The organism is Rathayibacter sp. AY1G1, from assembly GCF_002932095.1.
Taxonomy (GTDB): Bacteria; Actinomycetota; Actinomycetes; order Actinomycetales; family Microbacteriaceae; genus Rathayibacter.
On the sequence record NZ_PSUZ01000009.1, the window covers coordinates 52,173 to 72,184 of the forward strand.

Sequence of the window (20,012 nt, forward strand, 5' to 3'; positions counted from 1 at the left end):
GGCTCATTGACACGCGCTCCGTCGGAGCGCAGGGTGAAGGGACGAACGGCAGGCGCGAGGGGGCGCGGAGACCGGCGGCTCAGGAGTCGACATGCAGGACCGGCACGACCAGGAACCCCCCGAGCGCTCGCGCACGGCCGAGCAGCACTGGGGACCGGCGGACAGCCTGTTCCCGAGGCTCCACCGGCAGAGCTCCCTGCTCGCCGCGGCGGAGGCGGTCGCGCAGGTCGACGGGCCCGGCCCGGGCGACGTCTGGTCGCGGCTCCTGCACGACTACGCCCACGCCTCCGACCGCGTCGTCTCGGTGGACGGCGACGACGAGGCCGCCCCGCTCGGCTGGCTGAAGCCGCGCGGTGTGGTCTCGCTGCTGGTCACCGAGCGGTGCGACGACGACGACGCCGCCGAGCACCTGGTGGCCGCGCTCGCCGCGATGAACGCCGTGACCCTCTCCGTGCACGAGGCGCGAGCAGCACGGCTCCGTCCTCTGCTGGACGTGCTGCACCGGCTCCTGCCCGACGCGTTCGCCGAGCTGCCGGTGGACCGCAGCGCCCACTACCCGGCCGGCACCGCCGTCGCCGTGCTGGCGCCGGGCGTGCTCTACCGGGACTGGGCCCCGCCGCAGGCTCTCGCCGGCCCGGCGCACGACGACGACGACCGGCTGGCGATGCTCACCCTCTACGGGCGGATCAGACAGCTCGACGTGCGACCGTCGTGAGGGCGGCGGAGCGGAGCTCCCAGTGTGCGACGACGACCGGTGGTGGAGATGGGGGGAATCGAACCCCCGTCCATCGCTGTGATTCTGCGCCTTCTACGGGTGTAGCCGATGAGAGCGTTCTGCTCGGCCCCGACCGTTACCATCGGCGCATCGGTCGACGGGCCCAGCCCGAGTGCAAGTCCCGCGTCGCCCTCAGGCGTAACGACGCAGCAAGTCCTCTAGATGACGCCAGGATCCGGGGCGAGGACGCACCCACGGGCTGACGGACTATCTACTCTGGCTTAGGCAGCGAGAGCGAAGTCGGTGCGCTTCTGTTCGGCACCTGTGTTTTCCAGGGATCGTTGACGAGATGACCCTGGATCCTCGACCCGCTTCTCGCAGTTTCGCAGGCAATGTCGAAACCGATCATCCCCGCGAGCACTCGACGGCCCGGAGGCCGCTGGAGTGGGTCGTTCGTCGCACACTGTGGAGTTACGGGTCCTAGTCTACCTCAGCTCCGCGGGCGGTCACCCGGCGGCGGCGCAGATCGAGCAGACCCAGCACGAGCGCGAGCGCGATCAGCCCGAGGGTGACGAAGTAGCCGTTGCGGAAGGCGTCGTGGTACCGGTCCAGCCCCTCCGCCATCCCCTGCTCGCTCGCCAGGGTCGCGAAGAAGACGGCGGAGGCGCAGGCGGTGCCGACCGCGGTGCCCACGCGCTGGCCGAGCTGGCCCACGGAGCCCGCCACGCCGCCCTGCGCCGGCGGGATCTCGGCGAGGGTGAGCGTCTGGTTCGGCGACACGACGAAGCCGCCTCCGGCCCCGGCGACGAGCATCGCGGCACCCATGCCGTAGGCGGCGGTCTCGGCCGGGAGGAGCTCGGCGGCGAGCAGCACGAGCGTGAAGCCGATGACCACGAGCACGATGCCGAGCACCACCAGTGCGCGGCCATAGCGCTGCACGAGCTTGCCGCCGTACCAGGCGGTCACCGCCGAGGTCAGCGCGAACGGGATGCTCACCATGCCGGCGAACACCGGCTCGAGGCCGAGCCCCTGCTGGAGGAAGAGCGTGGTGAGGAGGAAGGTCGCCGGGATCGCGGCGAAGTAGGAGGTCGCGACCAGGATGCCGTTGCGATAGGAGCTGGTCCGGAAGATGCGGAAGTCGATGACGGGCGTCCGCCCCGACGCGGCGTAGTGCGCCTCCCAGCGCACGAAGACGGCGGCGGCGGCCGCGGCGAGCACCAGCCAGAACCAGCGGTAGGGCGAGTCCGAGGAGGAGCCCGTGGTCAGCAGGAACGGCAGCATGAACGCGAAGATCGCGACCGCCAGCAGGAGCAGGCCGACCGGGTCGAGGGACCGGTCCCCCTCGGGCCGCGAGCGCTTCTTCGGGATGAGCTTCCAGGCGAAGACCAGCGCGGCGACGCCCAGCGGGATGTTCATCCAGAACAGCAGGCGCCAGCCGTCCTGCTCGCCGCCGATCGCGATCAGGAGGCCGCCGAGGGTCGGGCCGAAGGCGGTCGACAGGCCGATGGTCGCGCCGAAGACCCCGAAGGCCCGGGCCCGCTCGGCGCCGGTGAACATCTGCTGCACCAGCCCGAGGACCTGGGGCATCTGGATTCCCGCGGCGACGCCCTGCAGGAAGCGCGCGACGACGAGCAGCTCGATCGACGGCGCGAGCGCGCAGAGCAGGCTCGTCACCGTGAACGCGGTCAGCCCGATGAGGAACAGCAGGCGGCGCGAGCGGATGTCGCCCAGCCGACCGGCCGGCACGAGCGCCAGTCCGAAGGCGAGCGCGTAGCCCGCGACGATCAGCTGCAGCTGGCTCGCGTCCGCTCCGAGCGAGCGCTCGATCGACGGCAGGCCGACGTTGACCTTCGAGAGGTCGAGGATCGTGATGGCCGCGACTCCGACGCTCACCGCGAAGGCGCGCCACCGCGTCTTCTCGTCGGCGGCGCTCAGGGCGGCGGGGGCGCTGTTCTCGGGGGAGGTCACGCGCCCCAGTCTCCCAAAGCACGGGGCGCGAAGAAGAGGCTTGCGCGGCACCCGTCGGACATTGCCCGCCGGGGCCTACTCTCCGAGGCGGCGGCGGGTCGACATCGCACGGTCCGCCTCGCGGCGGTCCTGGCGCTCTCGGAGGACCTGGCGCTTGTCGTAGTCCTTCTTGCCCTTGGCCACGGCAAGCTCGACCTTGGCCTTGCCGTCGCTGAAGTACAGCGAGAGCGGGATCAGCGTGTACCCGCCCTCCTTCACCTTGTTGTGGATCTTGAGGATCTGCGCCTTGTGCAGCAGCAGCTTGCGCTTGCGGCGCGGCGGGTGGTTCGTCCAGGTGCCCTGGGCCCACTCGTTGATGTGGACGGCGTCGAGCCACGCCTCTCCCCCGTCGACGAACGCGTAGCCGTCGACCAGCGAGGCTCGGCCGGCCCGGAGGGACTTCACCTCGGTGCCGGTGAGCACGAGGCCCGCCTCGTAGGTGTCCTCGATGAGGTAGTCGTGGCGCGCCTTGCGGTTGGTCGCGACGACCTTCTGTCCCTGTTCTCTGGGCACGGCTGCTCCTCGGGTCGCGAGCGGATGAAGGGGGCGGGCATCGTCGGGGCGATGCACCGGTGGGCCGCCCCGAACGGGACAGCCCACCAGTATACGTCCGGTCCGGGATCAGACCCGCAGGTACCGCGCGATCGCGACGTTCGCCGAGACGGCGGCCAGGACGATGCCGACCACGATCAGGATCGGCACGACGATCAGAGCGTCGTCGAGTCCCACGAAGGAGGTCAGCGGGATCCGGTACGCCAGGAACCCCTGCACGAAGACCTGCACGATGGCGACCACCGCGACTCCCGCGAGGATCGAGCCGACCAGCGCGGCGAAGACCCCCTCGAGGATGAACGGGGTCTGGATGAACCTGTTCGAGGCCCCCACGAGCCGCATGATGCCCAGCTCCCGTCTCCGCGAGAACGCCGAGAGGCGGATCGTGGTGGCGATGAGCAGCACGGCCGCGACGAGCATCAGGACGGCGATGCCGATGGCCGTGTAGCTCGCCGCGTTGAGGATCGAGAAGATCTGGTCGAGGTACTGCCGCTGGTCGGTGACGCTCTCGACTCCCGAGACGCTCGACAGGCTCTCCACGATGACGTCCGACTGGGTCGGGTCCTTCAGGTTGATCCAGAAGGTCTGGTTGAGCAGGTCGGGAGTGACGTACTCGGCGACCGGGTTGCCCGCGAACTGCTCCTGGAAGTTCGCGTAGGCCTGGTCGTGGTCCTCGAAGTAGGAGCGGTCGATGTACGGCGCGAGCGTGGCGCCCTCGAGCTGGCCCTGCACCGCGTCGATCTGCTCGGCGGTGGCGTCGGAGCCGCTGCAGTTCGAGCCGCCGGAGGTGGCGGTGCACATGTACACCGCGACCTGCGCCTTGTCGTACCAGAAGTTCTTCATCTGGCCGATCTGCATCTGGAGCAGGATCGCCGTGCCGACGAAGGTGAGGGAGATGAAGGTCACCAGGATCACCGAGACGACCATGGAGACGTTGCGCCGGAGGCCGCTGGCGACCTCCGACCAGATCAGTGCGAATCTCACTTGACGGGTCCTACGTTCTGCTGGTCGTCGCCGGTCTCGTCGCCCTCGCCCGCGTGGGCGCGGAGGCCGAGGCGCGCGGCGAGCGACTCCTCGGGCAGGGCGCCGGTGTCGGCGGGGAGGAAGATCGGACCGGTCTGGCTCTGCAGCTCGACGACGCGCGGGGCGGCGGCGGGCTCGGCGGCCGGCTCCGGCTCGCGCTCCGGCTCGACGGCGGCGGAGCGGCGGCCCTCGGGGACGCGGGGCTGGGCGGCGGTCTGCGAGAGGCGGGCCGGCTCGGGCGGCGGGGCCGGGGCCTCCTGGCGCAGGTCGATCTCGGGGACCTCGGCGGGCGCGAGCTCGCTGTCGATGATCGCCGGGGGCGCGGGCTGCTCGGCGACCGCGTGGTCGTCGGCCGCCACGACCACGACGCCGTCGTGGACGACGGTGATGCTCTCGGTCTGGCCGTAGCCGCCCTGGCTCTCGTCGCGGACGATGCTGCCGGCCGAGAGCTCGATTACGCGGCGCTTCATCTGGTCGACGATGCCGGCCTCGTGGGTCGCCATGATCACGGTCGTGCCGCCCGCGTTGATCCGCTCGAGCAGCGCCATGATGCCGGCGCTCGTGGTCGGGTCGAGGTTGCCCGTGGGCTCGTCGGCCAGCAGGACGGCCGGCTTGTTGACCACGGCGCGGGCGATCGCCACGCGCTGCTGCTCGCCGCCGGAGAGCTCGTGGGGCAGGCGCGACGCCTTGCCCGCGAGACCCACCATCTTGAGCGTGTCCGGGACGGCCTCCTGGATGTAGCCCTTCGACTTGCCGATCACCTGGAGGCTGAACGCGACGTTGTCGAAGACCGACTTGTTCGGCAGCAGCCGGAAGTCCTGGAACACGACGCCCATGTTGCGGCGGAAGTACGGGACCTTGCGGCTCGAGATCTTGCCGAGGTTCTGCCCGAGCACGTGGATCGACCCGGAGGAGGGGCGCTCCTCCTTGAGGATCAGGCGGAGGCAGCTCGACTTGCCGGAGCCGGAGGCGCCGACGAGGAAGACGAACTCGCCCCGGAGGATCTCGAGATCGATGGCGTTGAGGGCGGGTCTCGTGCCGCCCCGATACTGCTTGGAGACGTTGTCGAAGCGAATCATGTCGGTACGAGGGTAAGCGACGATCCCGAAGAGTCCGCCGAGGGGGCGCGCGGCGCGTCGGTGGGGACGCGCCCGCGCCGCGCTAGGAGGACTTCCGCCAGCGGATCCCGGCGGCGATGAAGCCGTCCAGATCGCCGTCGAACACGTGCGAGGGGTTGCCGACCTCGTGGTCGGTGCGCAGGTCCTTCACCATCTGGTACGGAGCGAGGACGTAGCTGCGCATCTGGTCGCCCCAGCTCGCGGTGATGGTGCCGGCGAGCTCCTTCTTGGTGGCCGCCTCCTGCTCCTTCTGCAGCAGCAGGAGCCGCGACTGGAGCACGCGCATCGCCGCGGCGCGGTTCTGGATCTGGCTCTTCTCGTTCTGCATCGACACGACGGTGCCGGTGGGCAGGTGGGTGAGGCGCACCGCGGAGTCGGTGGTGTTCACCGACTGGCCGCCGGGGCCGGAGGAGCGGAAGACGTCCACGCGGATGTCGTTGTCCGGGATCTCGATCGCCCCGGCCTCCTCCATCAGCGGGATGACCTCGACCGCGGCGAAGGAGGTCTGGCGCTTGCCCGCGGCGCCGAAGGGGCTCATCCGCACGAGGCGGTGGGTGCCGGCCTCGACCGAGAGCGTGCCGAAGGCGTAGGGGGCGTCGATCTGGAAGGTGGCCGACTTGATGCCCGCCTCCTCCGCGTAGCTGGCGTCCATGACGGTCGCCGCGTACTTGTGCTTCTCGGCCCAGCGGAGGTACATGCGCATGAGCATCTCGGCGAAGTCGGAGGCGTCGACGCCGCCCGCTCCCGCGCGGATGGTGACCACGGCGGGGCGGTCGTCGTACTCGCCGTCGAGCAGGGTCTGCACCTCGAGCTCGCCCATGACCTTCTGGAGGGAGGAGAGCTCGGCGATCGCCTCCTGCTCGGACTCGGCGTCCTCGGCCTCGTTCGCCATCTCGACGAGCACCTCGAGGTCGTCCAGGCGCCGGTCGATCGCGGTGATCCGCGCGAGCTCGGACTGGCGGTGGCTGAGGGCGCTGGTCACCTTCTGCGCGTTGGCCGTGTCGTCCCACAGGTCGGGGGCGCCGGCCTGCTCGCTGAGCTCGGCGATCTTCGAGCGGAGACCGTCCACGTCGATGACGGCGCGGATGTCGGCGAAGGTGGAGCGGAGAGCAGTGATCTGCTCGGTGAAGTCGTTGTCCAGCATGGTGCGTCCAGACTACCGGGGGCCGGGGGCCGCCCTCCGGGCCGGGCGTACCCTGGGGACGGTGACCAGTACCGCTCCGCGCCCCTTCCCCGTCGGGCCGCTGCTGCTGTCGACCTTCCTCCCCACCCTCCTCTTCTCCATCGGCGAGGGGGCGATCATCCCCCTCCTGCCGGCCGCGGCCGGCGACCTCGGCGCGACGCTGGCCCTGGCGGGCCTCGTGGCGGGGATGATCATGATCGGCGAGCTGGCGGGCGACATCCCCAGCGGCTGGATCGTCTCCCGGATCGGCGAGCGCGGCGCCATGCTCGGAGCCTCGGCCGCGTCGATCCTCGGGCTCGTGGTGTGCCTGCTCTCGACGTCGTGGGTCGGGCTGACGATCGGCGTCTTCGTGATCGGCCTCGCGACCGCGGTCTTCGCGCTGGCGCGCCACGCGTTCATGACGTCGTTCGTCCCGATCACGCACCGCGCCCGCGCGCTCAGCGCCCTCGCCGGAGCGTTCCGCGCCGGCTGGCTGATCGGCCCGTTCCTGGCGGCCGGGGTGGTGCACCTCACCGGCTCCGTCGAGTCCGTCTTCTGGGTGCACATCGTCTGCTGCGTGGCGGCGGTCGTGGTCCTGCTGCTCGTGCCCGACCCCGCGACGGTGCTGCGGCGGGCGCAGGCCGCGGCCGACCGCGCCGCTCCGGAGGACGTGGTCGCCGCGGAGGCGTCGGCGACCGTCCCGGAATCGCCGCAGTCGCTGCTCGGGACGCTGCGCGAGCACCGCGGGGTCCTCGCTCGGATGGGGACCGGCGCCGCCGTGATCGGGGCGCTGCGGGCGAGTCGGACGCTGATCCTCCCCCTCTGGGCGGTGAGCATCGGGCTCGCCGAGACCGACACCGCGATCATCATCGGCATCGCCGGCGCGCTCGACTTCGCCCTCTTCTACGCCGGCGGCCAGCTGATGGACCGCTTCGGCCGGGGCGCCACCGCGATCCCCTCGATGATCGGCCTCGGGCTCGGCCACCTCGCCCTCGCCGCCTCGGTGCTCGCCCTCGATCCGGTGCCCTGGTTCGTCGCCGTGGCCTGCGTGCTCGCGGCCGCGAACGGCATCGGCTCCGGGATCCTGATGACCATCGGCGCCGATCTCGCGCCCCCCGCCGATCCGGCCCCGTTCCTCGGCGCGTTCCGCTTCACCGGCGACGCGGGCAACGCCGCCGCCCCGATCGTCGTGTCGGCGCTCACCGCCCTGATCTCCCTCCCCTTCGCCGCCGTCGTGATGGGGGTGCTCGGTCTGGGCGGAGCGGGGGCGCTCGCCCGCTGGATCCCGCGGTACCTCCCCCGGGCGGCCTCCCGCGGCTGAGGCGCGGGGCCCTCCTCCTACACTGGAGCCCGCACGCGGGAGTGGTGGAATGGCAGACACGCAGGATTTAGGTTCCTGTGCCGAGAGGCGTGAGGGTTCGAGTCCCTCCTTCCGCACGGGATCGGCCGGTACGCTGAGCGCGCTCGCGTGACCGCCGACCGGCCACCGGCCCCCGTCGACTGGAGATCCGTTGAATCACGCCGCCCTCGTCCCCTGGCTCGATCCGGAGACGATCCTGACCTCGTTCGGCCCCTGGGGTGTGCTCGTGGTCTGCCTCATCGTGTTCGCCGAGACCGGACTGCTGATCGGCTTCCTCTTCCCGGGCGACACGTTGCTGATCATCACGGGCCTGCTGGCGCACGAGAACGCGTCGAACGGCGGCCTCGGCGTCCCGATCTGGGTCATCTGCCTGGCCGTCGGGTTCTCGGCCTTCATCGGCGGCGAGGTCGGCTACCTGATCGGGCACAAGGCCGGCCCGCGCATCTTCGAGCGCAAGGAGTCCGGCTTCTTCAGCATCGAGAACGTGAAGCGAACCAACGCGTTCTTCGAGCGCTTCGGCGGCCTCGCCGTGATCCTCGCGCGCTTCGTGCCGATCGTCCGCACCTTCGCGCCGATCGCGGCCGGCGTGGCCCACATGAACTACCGCAAGTACAGCCTCTACAACCTCATCGGCGCCCTGATCTGGGGCAGCGGGGTCACCCTGATCGGGTGGCTGCTCGCCTTCATCCCGCCGGTCGCCGACTTCGTCTCGCACTACATCGACGTGATCCTGATCGGCGCGGTCGTGCTCGCGCTGGTGCCGACGCTGTTCCACTTCTTCCAGCAGCAGCGCAAGGCGAAGCTCGCCGCCGACCCCGAGACCGACTCGACCGAGTCGGCCGCCTACGTGCTCGACGCCGACACGCTGGACGACAAGCACCCGAAGTCCTGACCTCCGCCTCCGCGAGACGCCACTCCGGCACGCGGCACGCCGACAGGCGTGCACCGGAGTGACATCCCGCGGTGGGAACCCGCCGGGGTCAGAGCCGGGCGGACAGGGCGGCGAGCTCGGCGCGCAGCGCGGTGAAGGCGCGGGCGCGGTGGCTCCGGGCGTTCTTCTGCTCGGGAGCGAGCTCGGCCGCCGTGAGCGCCCCGGCCTCGGGGACGAACACCGGGTCGTAGCCGTGGCCGTTCGCACCGCGCGGGGCCGTCGCGATCGCGCCGTCCCAGCGGCCCTCGACCACCGTCTCCTGACCGCCGGGGAGCACGGAGTCCGGCACCACGAGGGCGATGGTGCAGCTGAAGTGCGCACCGCGGTGCTCCGCCTTCACGTCGTGCAGCTGCGCCAGGAGGAGCTCGAGGTTGGCCGTCGCGTCGTGCGCGCGTCCCGACCAGCGGGCCGAGAAGATGCCCGGCGCGCCGCCGAGGACGTCGACGCAGATCCCGGAGTCGTCCGCGAGCGCCACGAGGCCGGTGTGCGCCGCCGCCGCGCGCGCTTTGGTCAGCGCGTTCTCGGCGAAGCTCACGCCGTCCTCGACGGGCTCGGGTCCGTCGTAGGCGCGGACGCCGACTCCGGGGAGCGCGCCGGCCAGCATGGCGCGGAACTCCTCCACCTTGCCCGCGTTGTGCGTGGCGAGGACGAGGTCCAGGCTCACGCTCCGGGCTCCGCGGCGAGCGCTTCGGCCTGGATGCGGGCGAGGTCGGAGGCACCGGCGACCGCGAGGTCGAGCAGGGCGTCGAGCTCGCGGCGGTCGAACGGGGCCCCCTCGGCGGTGCCCTGCACCTCGACGAACAGGCCGCGTCCGGTGACGACGACGTTCATGTCGGTCTCGGCGCGCACGTCCTCGACGTAGGCCAGGTCGAGCATCGGCACGCCGTCGATGATGCCGACGGACACCGCCGAGAGGCTGTCGATCAGCGGCTGCGCCTTCTGCCCCACGTACTTCTTGCCGCGCGCCCACTCGATCGCGTCGGCCATCGCCACGTAGGCGCCGGTGATCGCCGCGGTGCGGGTGCCGCCGTCGGCCTGGAGGACGTCGCAGTCGATGACGAGGGTGTTCTCGCCGAGCGCCTTCGTGTCGACCACCGCGCGCAGGCTCCGGCCGATCAGCCGGGAGATCTCGTGCGTGCGCCCGCCGACCTTCCCCTTGACCGACTCGCGGTCCATGCGGGAGTTGGTGGAGCGGGGCAGCATCGCGTACTCGGCGGTGACCCAGCCCTTGCCCTTGCCCTGCAGCCAGCGCGGCACGCCGTTCGTGAAGGAGGCGGTGCAGAGCACCCTGGTGTTCCCGAACGAGACGAGCGCGGAGCCCTCGGCCTGGGTGCTCCAGCCGCGCTCGATCGTCACGGTGCGCAGCTCGTCGGGCGCCCGCCCGTCCTTGCGCGCGGCCTTCGATGCGGTGCTGTCGGTCACTCGGGTCTCCCTCGATCGTGCGGGAGCGCGGCCCGGTCGAGCTCGCGCAGGTTGATGGTGCCGGTCTCGACGAGGTCGACGCTCGAGACCTCCGGGCCGAGGAAGCGGCGGGCGAGGCGGACGAAGTCGCTCGAGCCCGTCTCCTCCCACCGGTAGGTCGGAGGAGCGGCGGAGGTGCGCTGCAGGCCGTGCGCCACGAGGGTCCGGTAGACGTCGAGCGCGGTCTCCTCGGCGCTCGAGACGAGGCGGACGTCCGGCCCCATCACGTAGGCGATGGCACCGCGCAGCAGCGGGTAGTGCGTGCAGCCGAGGACGAGCGTGTCGACCCCCGCGGCCTTGAGCGGCGCGAGGTACTCCTCCGCCACCGCGAGCAGCTCGTCGCTCCAGGTGACGCCCGCCTCGACGAACTCGACGAAGCGCGGGCAGGCGGCGGTGAACAGCTGCAGGTCGGGCGCGGCGACGAAGGCGTCGTCGTAGGCGCGGGAGCGGATCGTCCCGACCGTGCCGATCACCCCGACGCGGCGGTTGCGGGTGTCGCGGACAGCGCTGCGGACGGCGGGCTGGATGACCTCGATCACCGGGATGCCGCGGCCGAGCGTGTAGCGCTCGCGGGCGTCGCGCATCATCGCGGCCGAGGCGGTGTTGCAGGCGATGACGAGCAGCTTGGCGCCCTGGTCGACCAGCGTGTCGAGGGTGTCGAGGGCGTAGGCGCGGACGTCGGCGAGCGGCTTGGGACCGTAGGGCGAGTGCGCGGTGTCGCCGAGGTAGACGATCGACTCGTTCTGCAGCTGGTCGATCACGGAGCGGGCGACGGTGAGCCCGCCGACTCCGGAGTCGAAGATGCCCAGCGGTGCGTCCGTCACGGAGGAACAGCCTACCCGCGCCCTGCGGCCCGGTCCCGGCCGCACGCCGTTCCCGGGCCCGGCGGCGTGCGCAAGCCCCGGCACCCGCGCCTGGGCGCGCGGGGGCGGCCGTGGAACACTGAGCGGATGGACTCCACGGCCTTCCTCACCGACCGGTACGAGCTCACGATGGTCGAGGGCGCCCTCGGCAGCGGCACCGCCGACCGCCGCTGCATGTTCGAGGTGTTCGCCCGGAGCCTCCCGCCGGGACGCCGCTACGGCGTGCTCGCGGGCACCGGCCGGCTCCTCGAGCTGATCTCGCGGTTCCGCTTCGGCGACGACGAGCTGTCCTGGCTCCGCGACAACCGCGTGGTCGACTCCCGCACGCTGGACTGGCTCGCCGACTACCGCTTCCGGGGCGACGTCTGGGGCTACCGCGAGGGCGAGGTCTACCTCCCGGGCTCCCCCGTGCTCATCGTCGAGGCGCCCTTCGCCGACGGCGTGCTGCTGGAGACCCTGGTGCTCAGCGTCCTCAACCACGACAGCGCCGTGGCGAGCGCCGCCGCGCGGATGGTCTCGGCCGCCGACGGGCGACCGCTCGCCGAGATGGGCTCGCGCCGCGCCGGTGAGCGGTCCGCCGTCGCGGCCGCTCGCGCCGCCTACATCGCCGGATTCGGCGCCTCCTCGAACCTGGAGGCGGGCCGCAGCTTCGGCGTGCCCACGATGGGCACCTCCGCGCACTCCTTCACCCTCCTCCACGACTCGGAGGAGGAGGCCTTCCGCGCGCAGGTCGCCGCGCTCGGCCCCGGCACGACCCTCCTGGTGGACACCTACGACGTGACAGCCGCCGTCGACCTGGCGGTCCGCGTCGCCGGCACCGGCCTCGGCGCCGTGCGCATCGACTCCGGCGACCTCCCCCAGCAGGTGGCCGCCGTCCGGCAGCAGCTGGACGCGCTCGGCGCGACCGGCACGCGCATCACCGTCACCAACGACCTCGACGAGTACGGGATCGCCGCGCTCGCGGCCTCACCGGTCGACTCCTACGGCGTCGGCACCTCGGTGGCGACGGGCTCGGGCCACCCGACCGCGGGCATGGTCTACAAGCTGGTCGCGCACGAGGACGACGCGGGCGAATGGGTCGCGGTGGCGAAGAAGTCGGTCTCGAAGGCGTCGATCGGCGGGCGGAAGGCCGCCGGCCGTCTGCTCTCCGACGACGGGGTCGCCGAGGCCGAGGTCGTGCACGTGGGCGCCGGCCCCGAGGGCGCCGTCGGCGAGGACGAGCGGGCGCTGCTCGTCCCCCTGATCGAGGACGGGACGATCCGTCCCGAGCACCTCGGCATCGAGGGAGTGGCGGCAGCCCGCGCGCACCACGCGAACGCGGTCCTCGAGCTGCCGATCGACGCGCTCCGGCTCGGCCGCGGCGAGCCCGTCATCCCGACCCGCTACGAGTGAGCGGGGCGGGAGCTCACTTCATCTTCGCGTAGATCTCCTTGCAGGCCGGGCACACCGGGAACTTCTCCGGGTCGCGGCCCGGGAGCCACTTCTTGCCGCAGAGCGCGCGGACCGGCTTGCCGGTGATGGCGCTCTCGAGGATCTTGTCCTTCGGCACGTAGTGGGAGAAGCGCTCGTGGTCGCCCGGCTCGATGGACTCCTGGTTGAGGAGCTCCTCGAGCTCGCGGTCGAGCGTGGCGGTTCCTCCGCCTCCCTCGAGGGGGTCGGTGCTGCTGTTCTGGACGCGCGGAATCATGCCGACGATCCTACGCGCGGAGCCCGGGCCCGCGGCCGTGCGCTCCGGATCGGGCGGCGCTAGTAGCGGCTGGTGAACGCGACCAGCTCGGTCGCGCGGCGCTCGAACAGCCGGCCGCCGAGGAGCACGCCGAGGGCGAAGACGACCACGGCGCTGCCGAAGCCGACGAGCACGGCGTCACCCGCCGCCTCCGGGTCGACGAACAGGGCCCGGACGCCGAGCACCACGGCCGGAGCCGAGAGGAGCAGCCCCAGGCCGAACGCGAGGGACTGCGGACCGGCGCCACTGGCTCCGGGGGCCTGGGGCTGCGTGAACGCGCTGTCGCCCGGGCGCGGAGCCGGATAGGCGAGCCGTGCCGAGACGGCGCTGGCGACGCCGGCGGGGACGAGCAGGAGGCAGGTGTTCACCGCGAGCACGACGGGCAGCGCATCGGGGAGCCCCGAGGTCGCGCTGCTGATCAGCGAGCCGAGCACGACGACCGGCACGCCGAGCAGGAGGGTCGGGAAGGCGCGGCCGAGCCGGTCCGACCAGCCGCGGACGCCCGCGGCCACGTGGAGCCAGAACGCCGATCCGTCGTAGGCGACGTCGTTGTGCAGGAACCAGCCGAGGAACAGCGCGATCAGCGGGACCGGGAGCAGCGAGAGCAGCGGGAAGGGGACGCCGACGACCGCGAGCAGCAGCAGGGCTGCGACCGGCAGCACCGGCACGGCGACGAGCGACGCCTGGTAGCGCGGATCCCGGAGCCAGTAGGTGATGCTGCGCGCCGCGATCGCGCCGGTCCGGGTCGAGCCGAGGACGTCGAACCAGCCCAGCCGGAGGCCGCGCGGCGGCCGGTGCGTGCGCTCGGGGCGCTCCGTCAGCAGGCGGACGACGAGCCACCAGAGCGCGCCCGCCGCGACGAGCGTCGCCAGGGCCAGCAGGAGCGGGCCGAGCGCGTCGCCGGTCCGGGCGGCCGGGGCGATCATCCACGCCGCGCCGAACGGAGTGGCCCCCATCGCCGCGCCCCAGCGCTCGAGCACCGGGGTGTCCCCCGTGTCGACCAGCGCGGCGGCGCCGAGGGCTGCGGGACCGCCCAGCATCAGCACCAGGCCGAGGACGGCCAGCAGCTCGCGGGCGGTCCGGGAGGGGACGAGGGCGGCGGAGGCGGCGAGGCCGATCCGCGCGAACAGCGAGGCCGTCGCCACCGCGAGGAGCGGGCCGACCACGGCGAAGGCGCCTGCGCCCGGGACGAGCGGCGCGCACGCGAGCCCGACCACCAGCAGGGCGAGCGTGGGGACCGAGACGAGGCCGGCCAGGGCGAGCGCCCCGGCGAGGCGGAGCGGCGGAAGGCCGAAGAGGCGGAACGCGCGCGGATCCATCGGGTCGAGCGGGCCGAGCAGGAAGGGCAGCACCAGGAAGCCGACGGAGACGAGGCCGCCGGCGGTCACGAGAGCGCCCGCCGCCGCGTCCGAGGAGCGCAGAGCGCCGATCGCCGCGATCAGCAGGGCCGTTACCGCGACGACCACGAGCACGCCCAGGACCGCGCCGGCCGAGCGCGCGGGCCCGGAGCGGAACGCGCCCAGGAGGACGTCGATCCTCAGCCGGAGAAGTCGTGCAGCCACTGCAGCCCCTCGGCGATCTGCTTGCCGCCCGCGAGCTCGAGGAAGCGCTCCTCCAGCGTCGCGGTGCCGGCGACCTCCGCGACCGTCCCGGAGGCGAGCACGCGCCCGCCGACGATCACGGCCACGTCGTCGCAGACGCGCTCGATGAAGTCGAGCCCGTGGCTGGAGAGGACGACGGTGCCGCCGCCCTCGACGAAGCGGCGCAGCACGGTGATCACGGCGGCCGACGAGACCGGGTCCACCGACTCGAACGGCTCGTCGAGGACCAGCACGCGCGGGGCGTGGATCATCGCCGCCGCGAGGGCGACCTTCTTCGCCATCCCCGCGGAGTAGTCCGAGATCAGGCGCTCCAGCGCGTCGGAGAGGCCGAGCGCCTCGGCCAGCTCGACCGTGCGCTGCTTCGCCGTGGCGAGGTCGATGCCGCGCAGCGCGGCGGAGTAGGCGAGGAACTGGGCGCCGGTGAGCCGGTCGAACAGCCGGAGGCGGTCGGGCAGGACCCCGATCAGCGGCTTCGCGGCCGACGGGTCCTTCCAGACGTCGACGCCGTGCACGAGGACGCGGCCGGTGTCGGGTCGCAGGAGGCCCGTCATCATCGAGAGCGTGGTGGTCTTGCCCGCGCCGTTCGGGCCGATGATCCCGTAGAAGGTCCCCGCGCGGACGGCCAGGTCGATGCGGTCGACCGCCACCGTCCTCCCGAAGGTCCGGGTCAGCTGGTGCAGCTCGAAGACGACGGGCGAGGCGCCGTCCGGATCCGCGGCACCCTCAGCGGGCTCGGCGTTCGTCACGGACGTCATCCGGCTACGGTACCAACTCGCCCGCAGGCCCCCGGCGCCCGCGCCGACACCCGGCGACACGGCGAGAGGTCAACCACCCTGGCCCCGGGGGGCGTGAACTGTACACTAGGTCTCTACCCGAGGAGTCGATCAGATCGAGACGCAGCGGTTAATTCGAGGAGAACACACGATGATGCACACAGGTTCGACGAGCAGCAGCCCCGCCACCGTCGTCATCCTCGCCGCAGGGATGGGCAGCCGGCTCGGCCGCTCCCTCCCCAAGCCGCTCACGCCGCTCAGCGACGGGCGCACGATCATGCAGCAGCAGTTCGACAACATCCACCACGCCTTCGGCACCAATATCCCGGTGAGCATCGTCGTCGGCTACAAGCTCGAGCACATCATCGAGGCCTTCCCCTCGGCGACGTTCGTCTACAACGAGCAGTACGACCAGACCAACACCTCCAAGAGCCTCCTCCGCGCGCTGCAGGCGAGCGGGCAGGGCGGCGTGCTGTGGATGAACGGCGACGTCGTCTTCGACCCGCGCATCCTCGACCGGGCGGCCGCGCTGATCGCGAAGGACGTCTCCTTCGTCACCGTCAACACCTCGAAGGTGTCGGACGAGGAGGTCAAGTACACGACGAGCGCCGAGGGCTTCATCCAGGAGCTCTCCAAGACGGTGCGCGGCGGCCTCGGCGAGGCGGTCGGGATCAACTACGTGTCCGCCTCCGACAAGGCCGCGCTGGTGCGCCAGCTCGCCCGGGTCGACGCCCAGGACTACTTCGAGCGTGGCATAGAGTTGGCGATCGAGCAGGACCGCCTGCTCGTCGAGCCGATGGACATCTCCGACCTCTACGCCGTCGAGGTGGACTTCGCCGAGGACCTCGAGCGCGCGAACCTCTTCGTCTGACGCTCCCGGCTCCTCCCCCGGCTCGAGCGGAGCCGACGGGAGGAGTCGCGCAGTGAGCACGGCCGACACCCTCGCGACCGAGACGGCGCTGCGCCACCGGCGCTCCCGGGCCTGGCGCTACCGCCACTCCCTCTGGCTGCTCACCAGGCGCGACCTCACCGTCCGGTACGCCACGAGCGCGCTCGGCTACGTCTGGTCGGTGCTCGACCCGCTCGTGATGTCGGGCATCTACTTCTTCGTCTTCACCGTCGTCTTCCAGCGGACCGTCGGCGAGGACCCGTACATCGTCTTCCTGCTCGCGGGCCTGCTGCCGTGGATGTGGTTCAACCAGGCGACCTCCGACGCGACCCGCGCGTTCCTCCGCGAGGCGAAGCTGGTGCGGTCGACGTCGATCCCGCGGACCATCTGGGTCGGGCGGATCGTGCTCTCGAAGGGCATCGAGTTCGTGGCGAGCCTGCCGGTGCTGGTGCTCTTCGCCGTGATCGCCGGCGCGCACCTGACCTGGGCGGCGCTGCTGTTCCCCGTGGCGATCCTGCTGCAGGCGGTGCTCACGCTCGGCGTGGGTCTGCTGGTGGCCCCGCTCGTGGTGTTCTTCCGAGATCTGGAGCGGGCCGTGAAGCTCGTGCTCCGGTTCCTCTTCTACGCGTCGCCGATCATCTACTCCACGGCCAACCTGCCGGAGCAGATCCGGCCGCTCGCGGCGCTCAACCCGCTCAGCGGGATCTTCGCCCTCTACCGCTCCGCGTTCTTCGAGAGCGAGCTCGACGTCCCGCTCATCCTCGCCTCCGCGGGCATCTCGGTGCTCGTGCTGGCGCTGGGCCTCGTCGTCTTCCGCCGCTCCGAGCGCGCGGTGCTGAAGGAGCTGTGATGGCCGACGCCCCGGTGGTCATCGAGTGCCGCGGCCTCGGGATCCGCTTCCGCCGCAACCGGCGGGGCCGCCGCTCCTTCAAGGACCTCTTCGCCGGCCGCTCCCGCCGCTCGCGGCCCGGCGAGTTCTGGGCGCTGCGCGGGCTCGACGTGCAGGTGCGGGCGGGCGAGGCGATCGGTGTCGTCGGCCGGAACGGTCAGGGGAAGTCGACGCTGCTCAAGCTCGTCGCCGGCGTGGTGCTGCCGGACGAGGGCGCGGTGGAGGTGCGCGGGGGCGTCGCTCCGCTCATCGAGATCACCGGCGGCTTCGTGGCCGACCTGAGCGTCCGCGAGAACGTCTACCTGACCGCGGGTCTCCACGGGATGTCCAAGCGCGAGGTCGACGCGCGCTTCGACTCGATCATCGAGTTCGCCGAGATCGGCGACTTCCTCGACACCCCCTACAAGCACCTCTCGAGCGGGATGAAGGTGCGCATCGCCTTCTCCGTCGTGTCGCGGCTCGAGGAGCCGATCATCCTGGTGGACGAGGTGCTCGCGGTCGGCGACAGGGCGTTCCGCGAGAAGTGCTACGCGCGGATCGAGGAGCTGCTCGCCTCCGGCCGCACCCTCTTCTTCGTCTCGCACAACGAGCGCGACCTCCGCCGCTTCTGCACGCGCGGCCTCTACCTGGACAAGGGCCGCCTGGTGCTGGACGCGCCGATCGAGGAGGTGCTCGCGCGTTACGCTGAGGACTACGCGCCGACACCGCGGAGCAGCACGGCGCCGGCCGAGGGCCCGCCCGTCCAGGGCACCGTCTCCGACGACTGACCCCTCCCGCACGCGGCGCCCGAGGACGCAGGAGTGCACGACATGGCCCAGAAGGACCGCAAGCGCGAGCGCGCCGTGGAGTGGGCCGGCGAGGTGGAGCAGGCCGACGGCTCCGAGAACGCTCAGCTGGCGAAGCTGCTCGACCGGCTCCTCGCGGTGCAGCGCCCGGCCGTGCTGGCGAACATCCGCCTGCTGCGGCGCCGGCGTCCCGGGGCGACTCCGGAGCAGATCATCACGTCGCTCGAGCGGCAGTACCTCTCGAGCGTGGCCGCGGGAGGCGCGGCGATCGGGGCGACCGCCGTCGTCCCCGGCATCGGAACGGCCGCCTCGGTGGCCCTCTCCGGCGCGGGAGCCGCAGGGTTCCTGGAGGCGAGCGCGCTCTTCGCGCAGTCGGTGACGGAGGTGCACGGGATCCCGCTCGAGGACCCGGACCGCGCGCGGGCCCTCGTGCTCACGCTGATGATGGGCTCCTCCGGCAGCGAGATGGTGCGCCAGGTGGCCGGGCAGGCCGTCGGCGGGGGCAGCGGCCTCAACCAGTACTGGGGCTCGGTGGTCACGAAGGGCCTGCCGTCCTTCCTCGTGGGCGAGCTGGCGGACCGCGCGAAGAAGTCCTTCGCCAAGCACTTCCTCGCCCAGCAGGGCGCGGGCCTGGTCGGCCGGGCGATGCCGTTCGGGATCGGAGCGGCACTGGGCGGCGTCGGCAACGCGATGCTCGGCCGCAAGGTGATCCACAGCGCGCGCGATGCGTTCGGGCCGGCACCGCAGGCGTTCGGCAACACCCTCGTGCTCGAGCCGACCCGCGCCGAGCGGAAGGCGCTGGCCGCCGCGCCGGCCGAGCCGCTGGCGCTGTTCGTCCGCGACTACGGCGGAACGGGCGAGCGGACGGCGCTCCTCCTCCACGGCCTCGGCTCCGACTCCCGGATCTGGTACGCCCTGGTCCCGACGCTGCACGAGCACGGCTACCGCGTGGTGGCCCCCGATCTCGCCGGTCACGGCGGCTCGCCGGCATCGCCCGTGTACTCGCCGGAGCGCTGGGCGTCGGACGTCCGCGCCTCGGTGCTGCAGACCCCCGACCTCGTCATCGGCCACGGCCTCGGCGCCGTCGTCGCCGCCCGGCTCGCCCCCGAGTACGGCGCCGACCGGCTCGTCCTGCTCGACCCCGCGTTCTCGGACGCCCGGGGACTGGCGGGCGCGCTCCACCGCGGCGGCTCGGTCGCGCACGTCGAGAAGGGCGACGCCGACTCCCTCCGCCACCGCCACCCGATCTGGACGGACGAGCAGATCGAGCTCGACGTGTCGGCCCACGCGCTCTGGGAGCAGGACTCCGCCGTCGGGCTGACGGCACGGGGTGCGGCCGAGGCCCCCGAGACGTTCCCCGTGGCGACGCTCGCCGTGATGCCGGAGGACCCGCTGGGCCACGGCTCGCTGGACGGCGTCCTCGCCGGCCGCGGCGTCGAGGTGCGGACCGTGCCGGGGGGCGGGGCCTCGATCCTCCGCGAGGACCGCGCGGCGCTGATCGCGGCGCTGGAGGACCGGATCTAGCTCAGGATCTGCTCCAGCTCAGGGCCTGCTCCGCGCGCGAAGGTCCGGAGCCGTCGGAGGCGTTCGGTCAGCGTTCCCGAGGCCGGCGCCCGGGCGCGACGAGCGGCATCCCGAGCACGGTGCGGACGAGTCCGCCGCCGTCGCGGTCCTCGGCGATCACGCGGAGGCCGGTCTTCTCGGCGACGCGCCTCGAGGCGGCGTTGTCCGGGTGCACGAGCGCCACGAGTCGTCCCGCGAGGCGGTGGGCGAGCGCGAGGTCGCGGCAGGCCGCAGCCGCCTCGGTGGCGTAGCCGCGGCCGTGCAGACCGGCCCGCACGTGGTAGCCGACCTCGAGCTCGATCCCGCCGTCGACGCGCTGCCAGGTCAACCCGCAGTCGCCGACGAACTCGCCGTCGAGGGTCTCGACGATCCACAGCCCGAAGCCGTGCTCGCGGTAGTTGCGCCGGTTCCACTCGATCCAGGCGGCTGCCTGCTCGCGGTCCTTCGGCGCGGGGTAGTACCGCATCACGACCGGGTCGCCGAGCAGGTCCGCCATGTCGGGGAGGTCCTCGGCGGTCATCTCACGGAAGCGCAGCCGGGCGGTGGCGGCGGGGATCATCGGGTCGGGCTGCTCGGCCTGCGACTGCGGAGACG

20 protein-coding genes, 1 tRNA gene and 1 other RNA gene are annotated in these 20,012 nt (G+C 72.3%); 9 read left to right on the top strand and 13 right to left on the bottom strand.

Annotation, left to right across the window (positions count from 1 at the left end; genetic code table 11):
- Positions 1-91: 91 nt before the first annotated feature.
- Positions 92-715: a hypothetical protein gene (locus C5C36_RS06775; RefSeq protein ID WP_104287967.1), complete on the top strand. Its 624-nt coding sequence runs from the start codon at positions 92-94 to the stop codon at positions 713-715.
- 40 nt (positions 716-755) lie between these two features.
- Here C5C36_RS06775 and ssrA read toward each other — a convergent pair.
- The 6 genes from ssrA to prfB form a co-directional block, all read right to left on the bottom strand.
- Positions 756-1,128: a transfer-messenger RNA gene (gene ssrA / locus C5C36_RS06780) on the bottom strand.
- Positions 1,129-1,195: 67 nt separating this feature from the next.
- The gene (locus C5C36_RS06785) at positions 1,196-2,683 is read right to left on the bottom strand and encodes an MFS transporter (RefSeq protein ID WP_104223557.1); all 1,488 of its coding nucleotides are present in this window, start codon (positions 2,681-2,683) and stop codon (positions 1,196-1,198) included.
- A gap of 75 nt (positions 2,684-2,758) precedes the next feature.
- Complete coding sequence (gene smpB / locus C5C36_RS06790; RefSeq protein WP_104223558.1) at positions 2,759-3,235, bottom strand: SsrA-binding protein SmpB; 477 nt, start codon at positions 3,233-3,235, stop codon at positions 2,759-2,761.
- Positions 3,236-3,343: 108 nt separating this feature from the next.
- Positions 3,344-4,258: a permease-like cell division protein FtsX gene (gene ftsX / locus C5C36_RS06795; RefSeq protein ID WP_104223559.1), complete on the bottom strand. Its 915-nt coding sequence runs from the start codon at positions 4,256-4,258 to the stop codon at positions 3,344-3,346.
- Entirely contained in the window at positions 4,255-5,376 is a 1,122-nt protein-coding gene (ftsE, locus tag C5C36_RS06800; RefSeq protein WP_104233202.1) for a cell division ATP-binding protein FtsE, read from the bottom strand. The genes ftsX and ftsE overlap by 4 nt, the downstream gene beginning before the upstream one ends.
- Positions 5,377-5,458: 82 nt before the next feature.
- Positions 5,459-6,559, bottom strand: a complete 1,101-nt coding sequence (gene prfB / locus C5C36_RS06805; RefSeq protein ID WP_104226967.1) for a peptide chain release factor 2 — start codon at positions 6,557-6,559, stop codon at positions 5,459-5,461.
- A gap of 61 nt (positions 6,560-6,620) precedes the next feature.
- Between prfB and C5C36_RS06810 the strand changes: the two genes are divergently transcribed.
- The 3 genes from C5C36_RS06810 to C5C36_RS06820 all read left to right on the top strand — a co-directional run bounded on the left by C5C36_RS06810 (position 6,621) and on the right by C5C36_RS06820 (position 8,829).
- Complete coding sequence (locus C5C36_RS06810; protein WP_258059482.1) at positions 6,621-7,898, top strand: MFS transporter; 1,278 nt, start codon at positions 6,621-6,623, stop codon at positions 7,896-7,898.
- Between the two features lie 35 nt (positions 7,899-7,933).
- Positions 7,934-8,014, top strand: a tRNA-Leu gene (locus tag C5C36_RS06815).
- 74 nt (positions 8,015-8,088) lie between these two features.
- Positions 8,089-8,829 (top strand): DedA family protein, encoded by a 741-nt coding sequence (locus C5C36_RS06820; protein WP_104309452.1) that lies wholly within the window; start codon positions 8,089-8,091, stop codon positions 8,827-8,829.
- An 88-nt stretch (positions 8,830-8,917) separates the two neighbouring features.
- Here the strand turns inward: C5C36_RS06820 and rdgB are convergent, their stop codons facing one another.
- The 3 genes from rdgB to murI are packed head-to-tail and all read right to left on the bottom strand — an operon-like array spanning position 8,918 to position 11,153.
- Positions 8,918-9,532, bottom strand: coding sequence for an RdgB/HAM1 family non-canonical purine NTP pyrophosphatase (gene rdgB, locus C5C36_RS06825; protein WP_104262682.1), 615 nt, complete (start codon positions 9,530-9,532; stop codon positions 8,918-8,920).
- Positions 9,529-10,290 (bottom strand): ribonuclease PH, encoded by a 762-nt coding sequence (gene rph, locus C5C36_RS06830; protein ID WP_104233199.1) that lies wholly within the window; start codon positions 10,288-10,290, stop codon positions 9,529-9,531. Before rph ends, rdgB begins: the two co-directional genes overlap by 4 nt.
- On the bottom strand, positions 10,287-11,153 hold the full coding sequence (gene murI, locus C5C36_RS06835) for a glutamate racemase (RefSeq protein ID WP_104223566.1): 867 nt from the start codon (positions 11,151-11,153) through the stop codon (positions 10,287-10,289). The genes rph and murI overlap by 4 nt, the downstream gene beginning before the upstream one ends.
- 126 nt (positions 11,154-11,279) lie before the next feature.
- Here murI and C5C36_RS06840 point away from each other — a divergent pair, with 126 nt between their 5' ends.
- On the top strand, positions 11,280-12,584 hold the full coding sequence (locus tag C5C36_RS06840; RefSeq protein ID WP_104247837.1) for a nicotinate phosphoribosyltransferase: 1,305 nt from the start codon (positions 11,280-11,282) through the stop codon (positions 12,582-12,584).
- A 13-nt stretch (positions 12,585-12,597) separates the two neighbouring features.
- On the opposite strand, the gene C5C36_RS06845 is transcribed toward C5C36_RS06840, so the two are convergent.
- The 3 genes from C5C36_RS06845 to C5C36_RS06855 are packed head-to-tail and all read right to left on the bottom strand — an operon-like array spanning position 12,598 to position 15,274.
- Complete coding sequence (locus tag C5C36_RS06845) at positions 12,598-12,879, bottom strand: DUF3039 domain-containing protein (protein WP_104223568.1); 282 nt, start codon at positions 12,877-12,879, stop codon at positions 12,598-12,600.
- 59 nt (positions 12,880-12,938) lie between these two features.
- A complete protein-coding gene (locus tag C5C36_RS06850; protein ID WP_104287971.1) occupies positions 12,939-14,480 on the bottom strand; it encodes an ABC transporter permease in 1,542 nt (513 codons plus the stop codon).
- A complete protein-coding gene (locus tag C5C36_RS06855; protein WP_104223570.1) occupies positions 14,456-15,274 on the bottom strand; it encodes an ABC transporter ATP-binding protein in 819 nt (272 codons plus the stop codon). The genes C5C36_RS06850 and C5C36_RS06855 overlap by 25 nt, the downstream gene beginning before the upstream one ends.
- 172 nt (positions 15,275-15,446) lie before the next feature.
- Between C5C36_RS06855 and C5C36_RS06860 the strand changes: the two genes are divergently transcribed.
- From C5C36_RS06860 to C5C36_RS06875, 4 genes are read left to right on the top strand one after another with little or no spacing between them, the layout of a single operon-like run.
- Positions 15,447-16,163: an NTP transferase domain-containing protein gene (locus tag C5C36_RS06860; protein WP_104272771.1), complete on the top strand. Its 717-nt coding sequence runs from the start codon at positions 15,447-15,449 to the stop codon at positions 16,161-16,163.
- 52 nt (positions 16,164-16,215) lie between these two features.
- On the top strand, positions 16,216-17,031 hold the full coding sequence (locus C5C36_RS06865) for an ABC transporter permease (protein ID WP_374953048.1): 816 nt from the start codon (positions 16,216-16,218) through the stop codon (positions 17,029-17,031).
- Positions 17,031-17,837, top strand: coding sequence for an ABC transporter ATP-binding protein (locus C5C36_RS06870; RefSeq protein WP_104223571.1), 807 nt, complete (start codon positions 17,031-17,033; stop codon positions 17,835-17,837). Before C5C36_RS06865 ends, C5C36_RS06870 begins: the two co-directional genes overlap by 1 nt.
- A gap of 42 nt (positions 17,838-17,879) precedes the next feature.
- The gene (locus C5C36_RS06875) at positions 17,880-19,379 is read left to right on the top strand and encodes an alpha/beta fold hydrolase (RefSeq protein ID WP_104309453.1); all 1,500 of its coding nucleotides are present in this window, start codon (positions 17,880-17,882) and stop codon (positions 19,377-19,379) included.
- 67 nt (positions 19,380-19,446) lie between these two features.
- On the opposite strand, the gene C5C36_RS06880 is transcribed toward C5C36_RS06875, so the two are convergent.
- Positions 19,447-19,977 (bottom strand): GNAT family N-acetyltransferase, encoded by a 531-nt coding sequence (locus C5C36_RS06880; protein ID WP_104247834.1) that lies wholly within the window; start codon positions 19,975-19,977, stop codon positions 19,447-19,449.
- Between the last annotated feature and the right edge of the window lie 35 nt (positions 19,978-20,012).

Coding starts and splice junctions, on each gene's coding strand:
- C5C36_RS06775 (WP_104287967.1), top strand. CDS start 92: ATGCAGGACCGGCACGACCAGGAACCCCCCGAGCGCTCGCGCACGGCC.
- ftsE (WP_104233202.1), bottom strand. CDS start 5,376: ATGATTCGCTTCGACAACGTCTCCAAGCAGTATCGGGGCGGCACGAGA.
- prfB (WP_104226967.1), bottom strand. CDS start 6,559: ATGCTGGACAACGACTTCACCGAGCAGATCACTGCTCTCCGCTCCACC.
- C5C36_RS06840 (WP_104247837.1), top strand. CDS start 11,280: ATGGACTCCACGGCCTTCCTCACCGACCGGTACGAGCTCACGATGGTC.
- C5C36_RS06845 (WP_104223568.1), bottom strand. CDS start 12,879: ATGATTCCGCGCGTCCAGAACAGCAGCACCGACCCCCTCGAGGGAGGC.
- C5C36_RS06855 (WP_104223570.1), bottom strand. CDS start 15,274: ATGACGTCCGTGACGAACGCCGAGCCCGCTGAGGGTGCCGCGGATCCG.
- C5C36_RS06860 (WP_104272771.1), top strand. CDS start 15,447: ATGCACACAGGTTCGACGAGCAGCAGCCCCGCCACCGTCGTCATCCTC.
- C5C36_RS06870 (WP_104223571.1), top strand. CDS start 17,031: ATGGCCGACGCCCCGGTGGTCATCGAGTGCCGCGGCCTCGGGATCCGC.
- C5C36_RS06875 (WP_104309453.1), top strand. CDS start 17,880: ATGGCCCAGAAGGACCGCAAGCGCGAGCGCGCCGTGGAGTGGGCCGGC.
- C5C36_RS06880 (WP_104247834.1), bottom strand. CDS start 19,977: ATGATCCCCGCCGCCACCGCCCGGCTGCGCTTCCGTGAGATGACCGCC.